Source organism: Rhodoligotrophos appendicifer, assembly GCF_007474605.1.
Taxonomy (GTDB): Bacteria; Pseudomonadota; Alphaproteobacteria; order Rhizobiales; family Im1; genus Rhodoligotrophos; species Rhodoligotrophos appendicifer.
The window spans coordinates 532,893-544,641 of sequence record NZ_VHKL01000001.1; the positions used below are offsets into that span (position 1 = coordinate 532,893).

7 protein-coding genes are annotated in these 11,749 nt (G+C 58.4%); all 7 read left to right on the forward strand.

The genetic code is table 11. The features are described 5' to 3' along the window. The first annotated feature begins 1 nt into the window (after position 1). The 7 genes from addB (at position 2) to pstB (ending at position 11,723) form a co-directional block, all read left to right on the forward strand. The gene (gene addB, locus FKM97_RS02475; RefSeq protein ID WP_143957541.1) at positions 2 to 3,061 is read left to right on the forward strand and encodes a double-strand break repair protein AddB; all 3,060 of its coding nucleotides are present in this window, start codon (positions 2 to 4) and stop codon (positions 3,059 to 3,061) included. Next, positions 3,054 to 6,482 carry a double-strand break repair helicase AddA gene (gene addA, locus FKM97_RS02480; RefSeq protein WP_170240707.1) on the forward strand — a complete coding sequence of 1,143 codons (3,429 nt, stop codon included), beginning with the start codon at positions 3,054 to 3,056 and terminating at the stop codon, positions 6,480 to 6,482. Before addB ends, addA begins: the two co-directional genes overlap by 8 nt. 72 nt (positions 6,483 to 6,554) lie before the next feature. Further along, the gene (gene phoR, locus FKM97_RS02485) at positions 6,555 to 7,832 is read left to right on the forward strand and encodes a phosphate regulon sensor histidine kinase PhoR (RefSeq protein WP_143957543.1); all 1,278 of its coding nucleotides are present in this window, start codon (positions 6,555 to 6,557) and stop codon (positions 7,830 to 7,832) included. Positions 7,833 to 7,939: 107 nt separating this feature from the next. After that, positions 7,940 to 8,995, forward strand: coding sequence for a phosphate ABC transporter substrate-binding protein PstS (pstS, locus tag FKM97_RS02490; protein ID WP_205014658.1), 1,056 nt, complete (start codon positions 7,940 to 7,942; stop codon positions 8,993 to 8,995). A gap of 114 nt (positions 8,996 to 9,109) precedes the next feature. Then, complete coding sequence (pstC, locus tag FKM97_RS02495; RefSeq protein ID WP_143957544.1) at positions 9,110 to 10,090, forward strand: phosphate ABC transporter permease subunit PstC; 981 nt, start codon at positions 9,110 to 9,112, stop codon at positions 10,088 to 10,090. A gap of 2 nt (positions 10,091 to 10,092) precedes the next feature. Continuing rightward, positions 10,093 to 10,926, forward strand: coding sequence for a phosphate ABC transporter permease PstA (pstA, locus tag FKM97_RS02500; RefSeq protein WP_143957545.1), 834 nt, complete (start codon positions 10,093 to 10,095; stop codon positions 10,924 to 10,926). A 2-nt stretch (positions 10,927 to 10,928) separates the two neighbouring features. Continuing rightward, positions 10,929 to 11,723 carry a phosphate ABC transporter ATP-binding protein PstB gene (pstB, locus tag FKM97_RS02505; RefSeq protein ID WP_143957546.1) on the forward strand — a complete coding sequence of 265 codons (795 nt, stop codon included), beginning with the start codon at positions 10,929 to 10,931 and terminating at the stop codon, positions 11,721 to 11,723. Positions 11,724 to 11,749 lie beyond the last annotated feature (26 nt).

Genomic DNA, 11,749 nt, shown 5'->3' on the forward strand with positions numbered 1-11,749 from the left:
CATGTCAACCTCGCACGGCACGACAGCGCCGCGCGTCTTCACCGTGCCTCCCGGCGAGCCCTTCTTGGATCGGCTTGCGGCAGCCGTCCTTTCCTCTGAGCTGGTTCCTCCTTTGCCGATCTCAGAGCCCTTCGGCTTGGCACGTACCACTATTCTCTTGCCCACCCGGCGCTCTTCCCGGGTCTTGACGGATTGTTTTCTCGCGCTCGGCGGAGGAGCCACCCTTCTTCCGCGCATCAGGCCATTGGGCGACATCGACGAGGATGAATTTGTTCTCGCCTCCGGAAACAATGTGGAGGAGCTGCATCTCCCCCCCGCTGTCTCTACGCTCGAACGGGATCTGACCCTTGCGCGCATCCTGTTGGAATGGTCGGCACGAAACCCGGACCATCTTTTAGGCCATACGCTGACCACCGGACCGGCTCAGTCCATCAAATTAGCAAAATCCCTCGGACAGCTTCTAGCCGCTTTTGAGACCGAGGGCCTGACCCTGGATATGCTTGGGGCACTTCGCGACGGCGACTATCCGGAACATCGTGCTGCGATGGTCGACTTTCTGTCCGTCGTACAAGACCTGTTGCCGCATGAGTTTGCTCAGCGCGGCGTGATTGGTGCTCTGGCTCGCAGAAATCTTCTCCTGGAGGCCGAGGCCTCCAGACTTGCCCTGACGTTGCCCAATGTCCCGATGATCGCGGCGGGCTCTACCGGCTCGATCCCGGCGACAGCTCGCCTTCTATCAGCCATATCACGACTGCCCCGGGGCGCCGTCATCCTGCCCGGTCTGGATCAAGACCTCGACGATCACAGCTGGGACCAACTCCCACCTCAGCACCCCCAATACGGGCTAAAAATGCTGCTGGAGAAGATCGGAATTGATCGGCAGGATGTTAGAGTTCTACCGGGCTGTCGTCCCTCCCGCCGAGGCCGGTTTCTGAGTGAGGTCATGCGCCCCGCTGAAACAACGGAACTGTGGCAGGCGGCGATCTCAAGTTTCACGTCCCGAGACTTGGAGGCGGCAACCAACGGCCTGGAGCTGATCCCAGCGGCCACGCACCGGGAAGAGGCTCTTTGCATTGCGATGATCATGCGCCAGGTCTTGGAGGAACCGGCTCGGCAAGCGGCATTGATCACGCCCGACAGACGGCTGGCCCGCCGGGTAGCCTCCGAACTGGCGCGGTGGAATATCTTTGTAGACGACAGTGCTGGCGTGCCGCTGTCGCAGACGTCCGCAGGATCCTTTGCATTTTTGCTCCTGGACGCCAGTTTGAACAAGTTTGCGCCAGTGCAAATGCTTGCGCTTCTGAAGCACCCCCTGGCCGCCTTTGGCTTTGAGCGTGCAGATCTGCGTCGGCGGGCTCGGTCATTCGAGATGGTCGCGTTGCGCGGACTTCGACCTCCTCCGGGCCTTCAAGGGCTGCAGAACGCTTTGCAGAACGCCCGCAAGGGCCAGCACCGCCGAAATGGAAGGATCTCGGAGCAGACGTGGATAGAGCTCGATGAGCTCATGATCGCGCTGGCGGAACGGCTTCAGCCCTTCCAGGCGGTGATGGATGGAACGGACCGAACCTCACTCCAAACTCTCACCGAAGCTCATTTGAAAGCAGCCGAGGCCTGTGCTCCTTCGGATCCCCAGGGCTGCTATCTCTGGCGGGGCGAAGAGGGCGAGGGCCTGGCGGCGCTGTTCGCAACTCTGATCGAAGCCTCGTCACACGGACCAAAAATCGAGCCATTCCTTTATCCCTCTTTGTTACGCGAAGTCATGGCTGGCCAAGTTGTGCGGCCCAATGCAAATCAGCATCCCCGTTTGTCAATTTACGGACTTCTCGAGGCGCGGCTGATCACCTCTGACGTGATCATCCTTGGCGGTCTTAACGAGGGTGTTTGGCCGCCGGAGTCCCAGGAGGACCCATGGCTGAGCCGCCCAATGCGGGCCGCTATGGGCTTACTCTCACCCGAGCGACGGCAAGGGCTTGCGGCCCATGATTTCGTCCAGGCAATGGCTGGACAGAAAGTGTACGGCACCTGGTCGGCCAAGATTGACGGCGCTCCGGCGACTGCATCTCGGTGGATACTGAGGCTAAAGGCCCTTCTGGATGCATCCAGGGCAGGACACCTGATTGCGTCCACGAGCCCCTGGGTGGCGTGGGCCCGGATGATAGACGACAGCTCGACGCCAGCTGTACTGGCGATACCGAAGCCGCGACCTGCCACTTCACTGCGCCCGCGACGTCTGAGCGTCACGGAAATTGAAACCTGGATCCGAGATCCCTATGCCATTTTTGCCAAACATATTTTGAAGCTTCGTCGGCTGGATGAACTCGATCGCATACCAGGCCCGGCGGAACGCGGCGTTCTGGTTCATGCAGCCCTCCAGCGGTTCTCGGAAAGCTATCCGGAAGCCCTTCCGCAGGACATCGAGCGCACCCTTCTGGCCTGTGGCGAGGCTGAGTTCGCTGACTGGCTTGAATATACCGACGTTCGCAGCTTTTGGTGGCCACAGTTCCAGCGCATGGCCTCTTGGTTTGCCGTAGTCGAAAGAGGTTTGCGAGAAGGCGTGTCCAGGAGCTTGGTTGAACTTGGCGGCCGGATCGAAGTGCCGGGCCCCATGGGACCCTTCGAGTTGACGGCACGAGCCGACCGATTTGATATCTTTGCAGACGGCTCAGTACGCATCCTTGATTACAAGACTGGCAGACTTCCTACGCATAAGCAGGAACAGGCAAATTTCAGTCCGCAGCTGCTGCTTGAAGTGAAAATGGCAGAACATGGAGGTTTCGAGCTCGTTGGTCCCGTGGATGTGAAAGAGTTCGCCTATGTGAGATTGAGCGGCGGTAACCCTCCGGGAGAAATCCGGACAGCACCGGCGGATGATGCCATTACGGACATGACCATGCAGGGCCTCAGTGATCTGGTGGCAGCCTACGACGACGAAAATCAGCCCTATATTCCGAGGGTCCGGATCGAGAGGCAGGACGCCGAACTCGACTATGACCACCTCTCCCGCTTCCGTGAGTGGTCCTCAATCAGCGCAGTCACCGGGACGGAGGTTGTCGATGAGTGATGCGGCGTCGACGGCAAGCGCCCTGCAATCCCGAGCCTCCAACCCCGCAGTCTCAGCATGGGTTTCCGCCAGCGCCGGATCCGGCAAGACCCGTGTCCTCGTGGATCGAGTGATTCGCCTTTTGCTGGGGGGCACAGAACCTGCCCGCATTCTATGCCTGACCTTCACCCGCGCTGCGGCCGGTGAGATGTCGAACCGCCTGTTTGCCGTGCTTAGCGGGTGGATCGGTCTTGAGGATGCAGCTCTGATCCAAAAAATCACAGAGCTGACGGGCACCGTACCGCGAGCGAGCGAGTTGAGCGCTGCTCGCCGACTTTTTACGAGAGCCTTGGAAACGCCAGGGGGCCTGAAGATTCAGACGATCCATGCCTTCTGTGAAAAACTCTTGCAACGATTTCCCGTGGAGGCGGGGATCGTGCCGGGATTTTCGGTGATGGACGAACGGTCGGCGGATGAAGTGATCTCGACGGTCCGAGATGAGTTCCTCCGAAAGATGGCTTTGGATCCTCGATCGCTCCAGGCTCAGGCGTTCGATACGGTGTCCTCCTACGTCAACGAATTGTCCTTCGATCGCATTCTCAAGGAGATCCTTGATCAGCGGCGTCAGTTGGTAGAGCTGTTGGAACCCCGTTCCTTTCAGGAAGCGCTGGCGCGGTTGCGGATCTTTTTTGATCTCCAGGAGGACACAACCCTCGGCTCCATCGCCCGTGAGGCTTGCAACGGAGCTGACCGCAGCCAGCTGGCCGCGGCCATGGAGCTCCTTGCCGGTGCTGGTACGCGAATGGAAGCTCAGTCCGCTCGCATTGATGCCTTCCTGAAAGCTGCCGACGACGATGCTGCTTTTGCCGCCGCCAAAGATATCTTCTGCAAGAGCGACGGAGGCCCCCGGGCGGATGCCTACGTTATCTCAACCTCTCTGGCCGCAAAGAACCCTGGAGTGGCGGACGCCCTTTTTGCCGAGCGTGACCGCATCCTGAGACTGTGCGAGCAGGAACGCGCAATGCACGTGGTCACGGCGACGGAGGCATTGCTGATCGTGGCCCTGTCGATGCTGGGTGCGTACGAGCACCAGAAGCGTCAACAGGGTCAGTACGACTATGATGACCTCATCGACCAGACCCTCTCGATGCTTTCGCGGATGCATGGTGCCGCTTGGGTCCTGTTCAAGCTCGACGGCGGCATTGACCATATTCTTATTGATGAAGCGCAGGACACAAGTCCGGTGCAGTGGCAGATCGTCGAAAAAATAGCCGAGGAGTTTTTTGCCGGCAGCGGCGCGCGCGGCGACGTCGCCCGGACCTTGTTCGTGGTCGGCGACCATAAGCAATCGATCTACAGTTTCCAGGGCGCCGATCCTCAGGCATTCGACGACATGCATCGCGCCTTTCGCAGCAGGATCCACGCGGCCTCACGTCTCTTCGAGGATGTGCCGCTGAGTGTTTCTTTCCGCTCGACGGCGGACGTTCTAAGGGCTGTGGACTGGGTATTCGCACAGGTGGGAGCGCAGGCGGGCCTAATACCGTTTGGTGGAGAGTTGCGTCCTCACGAGCCGACCCGACGGGGTCACGCAGGATTGGTTGAGATCTGGTCCAAGGAAATCCCGCTTCCGAAGGCCCCCCGACCCATTTGGGATGCGCCAGTGGATCATGAGGATGCTGGCCATCCTCGGCTTCGCCTCGCGGAGAAGATTTCGGCTACGATTTCGGGGTGGCTCCAGGAGGGCAGCATGCTCGAAGCGCATGGCCGCCCCATCCGGCCCGGCGACATCATGATCCTTGTTCGCCGTCGCGACCGCTTCGTCGATGCTCTGCTGCGCAGTCTCAAACGGCGAGGAGTGCCGGTCGCAGGCGCCGATCGGCTGGTGCTGACCGAGCACATCGCCATCATGGATCTTATTGCGCTGGGGCGCTTTGTGCTTCTGCCAGAGGACGACCTGACACTTGCCTGTGTTCTAAAGAGCCCGCTGCTCGCGCGCGACGACGGTAATCCTATAGACGATGACGATCTGATCGATCTTTGCCACTCTCGAGCGGGGACTTTGTGGACCTCGTTAAACAGCGGGGTGAATAAGGGGCTCCCGTATGCCGCAGCACTCAATCGCTTGAGAGGATGGTTCAACAAGGTCGACTTCAAACCTCCTTTTACCTTCTTCTCCGAGATTCTCGGCGCCGACGGTGGGCGCCGAAATTTTGTCCGTCGCTTAGGGGCGGAAGTCAACGACCCGCTCGATGAATTCCTACGACTGACACTGGAGTACGAACAAGCGCACACGCCTTCTTTGCAAGGCTTCCTCCACTGGCTCACTTCAGCAGAGACATCCATCAAGCGGGATATGGAACATGGCTCCGATGAAGTGCGCATCATGACTGTGCATGGAGCTAAGGGGCTTGAAGCAAATATCGTCTTTCTTCCCGACACCTGCTCGCCACCGCGAAAGCAGAATGACCCTGCGATCTTGTTCTCACCGCACGACAGCCGGGGAGCCGGGATCCCCTTTTGGCGCCTCACCACCGATTATCAGGGAAGTGCAATCGAAAGCCTCAGAGAGAGAGAACAGGAGGCTCAGCGCCAAGAATACAACCGACTGCTCTATGTCGCCATGACCCGCGCCCGTGACCGTCTGTATGTGTGCGGCTACGACAGTGTGAGGAAAGCCAGCGGTGTTACATGGTACGACATGATCTTCGAGGCGCTCGCCCCCAATGCCGAGGAGCTGCCACAGGCTGATGGATCGACCATTTGGCGCATCCAAAGCAAGCAGACGGCAGAGATCTCTTCGGCTGCAAAAGATGTCATATGCGACATTCCTGGATCTTTACCGCAGTGGTTGCACACTCCTCCGCCTTCGGAATCCGAGGTCAAACCCTTGCTCGCGACCTCCCTTGCTTCTACTGACGGCGAGGATGATGTCCCGCTCTCGCCATTGGCCGGGATGGCCGACTCAGCTCGATTAACGCGCGGACGCTTGATACATAAGCTTCTCGAGGCCTTGCCGGAGCTGTCGCTCACGGCTCGGGAGACGGCTGCACGAAAATTCCTCGCTCATCCCGCTCACAAGCTCCGCGAGGACCAGCAGAACAACATCTGGGAAGAAGTCTCAGCCATATTGGAGGACACGAGATTCGCAGCCGTCTTTGCTCCTGGCAGTTTGGCCGAGGTGCCCTTGGCGGGCTTCTCGAGGGACGATGGCGTGAAGCTGGTGGGCCGCATCGATCGCCTGGCCGTCACCGATGACGAAGTTCTGATCGTTGATTACAAGACCAACCAATCCCCGCCCTTATCTCAGAATGAGGTCCCGGAGGCTTATAGGAGGCAACTTGGGATCTACGCCGAACTGGCCGGCAGGATCTTCCCAAGCCGGCATGTCCGTTGCGCACTTCTTTGGACGTATGGCCCCCACCTGATGGAAGTCTCAAGCTGACTGTCGTCAAACTGTAGCAAACCACCATACAATGTCACAATCGGTGTATCGCCTAGGGTCGTGAGCCTAATAATGAGTGATAACAAGAGCGCTCTCTGGGGAATGGCGATCCTCCTGCTTTCCGCCATGGCAACGCTCCTGGTCATGCAAGACCTGACGATGCCGGTGATTACCGCGGCTGTGTTTATAGGCCTGGCCCTGATCGTGTTGCTTGTGAGCACCCGCCGAGTCAATGTACAGCCTCAAGGCGACCAACTCGTGATGGCCGCCGGTCGGAACGCATGGGCAGTAGAGCGGATTTTGCCGCTGATTGGCGATGCCATTCCCGATCCTATGATCATCCTCGATCAGCGCGGAACAGTCCTCCTTTGCAACATGTCAGCACGCCGTCTGCTGGAGATGGATCCGCGCGGACAACATGTCTCGACCGGCATCCGGGCACCGTCAATTCTCGATGCCATAGATGAGGTCGCTGCGACACGGACGGTCCAACAAGTCGATTATGAAGTGCGTGTGCCCATTGAACGCCGCTTCGAAGCTCTGGTCGCTCCGCTGCAGTGGATGGAAGCTCGCAAGGGGGAGTCGATCCCGTCGGTCCTCGTGCTCATGCGGGATCTAACGCGCGCCTACCAAGTCGAGCGTATGCGCGCAGACTTCATCGCCAACGCGAGCCACGAGCTCCGCACGCCCCTGGCCTCGGTGCTGGGTTTCATAGAGACCCTCCAGGGCGCCGCAAAGAATGACACGGCAGCCCGCGAGCGCTTCCTGGAGCTCATGCGGATCCAGGGCTATCGGATGACCAGGCTGATCGATGATCTGCTGTCCCTGAGCCGGATAGAGATGAATGCACATCTCTTGCCGACCGAAACAATCAATGTTGAACAGATCGTCCGCCACGTCGTCGATGTCCTGTCCCCCCTGGCGACCGAACACGGCGTCGAAGTCAAACTGTCCATCTCGACAGATGTACCGCCCTTAACACGCGGGGCACGCGATGAGTTGGTGCAAGTATTCGAAAACCTCATCGAGAACGCTCTGAAATATTCTCATGACGGCAAACTCATTGAAGTCAATTTCGAGACAAAGGCGGGGTTTGTAGATGTGTCCATTCGCGACCACGGGCCCGGTATCCCTGAGGAGCATCTTCCCCGTCTCACGGAGCGCTTTTATCGCGTCAGCACGCAGGATAGCCGAGCCCGAGGGGGCACGGGTCTGGGCCTGGCAATCGTCAAGCACATCCTCAATCGGCATCGTGGAAAGTTGAGGATCAAGAGCACTGTCGGTGAAGGCTCGACCTTCACGGTTCGACTGCCGCTGGCACCAAACCCAAATCCCGTTTCTAATCAGTAACTTAAGGTGTTATAAAACTGTTACCCTCCTGACATAGAACAGCATTGGAAGGCCCATAGGTTACCGAGGCGAGTTCGGGCGAGCTCCACAGACAGAGAGGCTAACAAATGAAATTCATCAGCCGTACTATGCTTGGCGGCATGGTTGCGGGAGCAATGGCTCTTGCCACCATCGGCCTCGCACAAGCCACAGATATTGCCGGCGCTGGCGCGACGTTCCCTTACCCGATCTACGCTAAGTGGGCGGACAGCTACAAAAAGGAAACCGGCGACAGCTTGAACTATCAATCCATTGGCTCTGGTGGCGGCATCAAGCAGATCAAGGCGAAGACCGTAACCTTTGGTGCCTCTGATATGCCCCTCAAAGCCGAGGATCTCGAGGCGGCGGGATTGATCCAGTTCCCGATGGTCATGGGTGGCGTTGTCCCCGTGGTGAACCTCGATGGCATTCAGCCAGGTGGAATCACGCTGAGTGGTGAAGTGCTCTCGCAGATTTTCCAGGGCAAGATTGCGGCTTGGAACGATGACGCAATCAAAGCTTTGAACCCGGGCGTGGAGCTTCCTTCGAGTGCGATCGCCGTGGTTCACCGTTCTGACGGATCCGGCACCACCTTCATTTTCACCGACTATCTGTCGAAGGTGAGCCCCAACTGGAAAGGCGAAGTGGGCGCTGCGACTTCAGTCCAATGGCCAGTGGGCATTGGCGCCAAAGGTAACGAGGGCGTTGCCAACAACGTCAAGCAGACCAAAGGCTCGATTGGCTATGTCGAATATGCCTATGCGAAGCAGAATGGTCTGACTCACGCCAAACTGCTCAACAAGGACGGCAAGGCCGTAAGTCCCGAAGCACCGACCTTCCAGGCTGCCGCGGCCAATGCCGATTGGAAGGGCACTCCTGGTTTCAACGTCATTCTCACCGACGAGCCGGGTGCCGATAGCTGGCCGATTTCTGGAGCCACCTTCATTCTGATGCACAAGAAGGCGGCAAACCCAGAAGAGTCAGCAGCCGCGCTGAAGTTCTTCGCCTGGGCTTACAAGAATGGCGATGCAGCGGCTGAAGAGCTGGCCTATGTCCCCATGCCAGACGATGTCGTCGCGCTCGTTGAAGAGGCTTGGAAGCAGGTCGTCGGTCCCGACGGCAATCCTGTCTTCAAAGGCATGTAAGAACAGTCTCGAGGTGCCTGGATCGCAGATACGGATCCAGGCGCTTTATCCTTCCAATTTTCGTTGCCAACAACGACACTTCGGCCAGGTGAAACGATGTCGAGTCAGTCGATTATGACGCAAGACGTGCTTGCCAAGGGCCGCAATGTCGATCGCGCCCGGACGCTGAAACGCTTCAATACGATGGATGCCGCCTTTCGCGGCGTCACCTTCTCGGCAGCCGTGCTGGTGCTTGTGCTGCTGGGTGGGGTTATCGTCGCGCTTGTTGAGGGCTCCCTGCCAGCTTGGAGAGCGTTTGGGTTTGGGTTCCTCACCACGGAATCCTGGAACCCGGTCACAGAGCGGTTCGGTGCGCTGGCACCCATTTACGGCACTGTCGTTACCTCCATCATCGCTCTGATCCTTGCCGTGCCCGTGGGTCTTGGCATTGCGATCTTCCTGACGGAGCTGTGCCCCGCATTCCTTCGCCGCCCCATTGGCATCGCGATTGAACTGCTGGCGGGCATTCCCAGCATTATCTATGGAATCTGGGGTCTCTTCGTGTTTGCCCCCTTCTTGCAGGTCTATGTCCAGCCGGCCCTGATCAATTTGTTCGGCGACATTCCCGTGCTGAACAGTTTGTTCGCCGGACCGCCTTACGGCATCGGCATCCTGACCGCTTCGCTCATTCTCGCGATCATGATTCTTCCTTTCATCACAGCCATTACGCGAGATGTATTCGAGACCACACCTCCCATGTTGAAGGAGTCCGCCTACGGGCTTGGATGCACCACCTGGGAGGTGGTCTACAAGGTCGTGCTGCCCTTTACTCGCGTCGGCGTCATCGGTGGCGTCATGCTGGGCTTGGGCCGGGCTCTTGGTGAGACGATGGCCGTCACATTTGTGATCGGAAACGCACATCGGATCAGCGCCTCGATCTTGGCGCCGGGCACGACCATCTCCGCCTCAATCGCCAATGAGTTCACGGAGGCCGTCGGGGATCTCTACACATCCTCGCTCATCGCGCTGGGTTTGATCCTCTTCATCATCACTTTCATTGTGCTCGCCGCAGCACGCTACATGCTGATGCGCATTGAGCGCCGCTTGGGGAACTGACCATGTACGCACGTCGGCGCTTCAAGAACTCGCTCGCCATGGGTCTGTCGTTCACAGCCGCAGCGATCGGCCTGGGCTGGCTTGTGCTGATCCTGGGGGTCCTGGTGTACAAGGGCGTATCGGGCCTCAGCCTGGCCGTGTTCACCGAAATGACGCCGCCTCCTGGGAGCGACGGCGGCTTGCTGAACGCGATCGTCGGCAGCATCATCATGACAGCGATCGCAATTGCGCTCGGCACGCCCATCGGCATGTTGGCTGGCACCTACATGGCCGAATACGGCCGCGACAACAAACTGACCACCACCGTCCGGTTCATCAACGATATCCTTCTTTCGGCACCGTCGATTGTCATCGGGCTTTTCGTCTACGAGATCATGGTCGTGCCCATGGGTCATTTCTCGGGCATTGCCGGGGCCGTGGCCTTGGCCATCCTCGTCATTCCCGTTGTCGTCCGGACCACGGAGGACATGCTCCTTCTTGTTCCCAGCACCCTGCGCGAGGCAGCATCGGCCTTGGGTGCGCCACGCTGGTACGTCATCTCGAAGGTTGCATATCGGGCCGCTCAGACGGGCATCATCACTGGCGTCCTGCTGGCCATTGCCCGCATTTCGGGAGAGACGGCACCGTTGCTCTTCACGGCATTGAACAATCAGTTCTTCAGCGCTGATCTCAATTCGCCGATGCCGAGTCTACCGGTGGTCATCTTCCAGTTTGCACTGAGCCCCTATGACGACTGGCAGCAGCTCGCTTGGACGGGCGCTCTCATAATCACTGTCGCGGTGCTGACGCTGAGCATCTTCGCCCGCGTCCTTACGGCTAAGAAAGCGGAAAGATAATCATGGCCCAGGTTCAAGCATTGAAAAAGTCCGCCTCCCAGCTGGAGGAGCGAGTTTCCATCAACAACGTCTCCTTCTTCTACGGCGACTCTCAGGCACTGAAGGCGATCAGTCTTCCCCTCTATGACCGCGAGGTCACCGCTTTCATCGGCCCGTCCGGTTGCGGAAAATCGACCCTGCTACGGCTGCTGAACAGAATGTACGACCTGTATCCAAAGCAGCGAGCCGAGGGTGAGATCCTGCTGGACGGACAGAACATTCTGGACCCGGCTCTAGACCTGAATCTGCTCCGTTCGAAGGTCGGTATGGTTTTTCAGAAACCGACGCCCTTTCCCATGTCGATCTACGACAATATCGCCTTCGGCATTCGGCTCTACGAAAAGCTTCCGAAATCCGAGATGGATGACCGGGTGGAGGACGCCCTCCGGCGGGGAGCACTTTGGAATGAAGTAAAGGACAAGCTGAGCTCCAGTGGAATGGGTTTGTCGGGGGGTCAGCAACAGCGCCTGTGCATCGCCCGCAGTGTCGCGGTCCGACCGGAAGTCATTCTCTTCGATGAACCCTGTTCAGCGCTGGATCCGATTTCTACGGGACGCATAGAAGAACTGATCGAGCAACTTAAGGCTGATTACACGATTGCGATCGTGACTCACAATATGCAGCAGGCAGCCCGTGTGTCGAAATACACGGCCTTCATGTATTTGGGTGAGTTGATGGAATTCGATGTCACTGAGAAGATCTTTACAGCTCCTTCGAACAAGAAAACTGAAGAATACATCACAGGCCGCTTCGGCTGATTGTGCCCATTGAAAAGGATAATGAC

Excerpts from the sequence above, each read along its gene's own strand:
- addB (WP_143957541.1), top strand. The coding sequence starts at position 2 with ATGTCAACCTCGCACGGCACGACAGCGCCGCGCGTCTTCACCGTGCCT.
- addA (WP_170240707.1), top strand. The coding sequence starts at position 3,054 with ATGAGTGATGCGGCGTCGACGGCAAGCGCCCTGCAATCCCGAGCCTCC.
- phoR (WP_143957543.1), top strand. The coding sequence starts at position 6,555 with ATGAGTGATAACAAGAGCGCTCTCTGGGGAATGGCGATCCTCCTGCTT.
- pstS (WP_205014658.1), top strand. The coding sequence starts at position 7,940 with ATGAAATTCATCAGCCGTACTATGCTTGGCGGCATGGTTGCGGGAGCA.
- pstC (WP_143957544.1), top strand. The coding sequence starts at position 9,110 with ATGACGCAAGACGTGCTTGCCAAGGGCCGCAATGTCGATCGCGCCCGG.
- pstA (WP_143957545.1), top strand. The coding sequence starts at position 10,093 with ATGTACGCACGTCGGCGCTTCAAGAACTCGCTCGCCATGGGTCTGTCG.
- pstB (WP_143957546.1), top strand. The coding sequence starts at position 10,929 with ATGGCCCAGGTTCAAGCATTGAAAAAGTCCGCCTCCCAGCTGGAGGAG.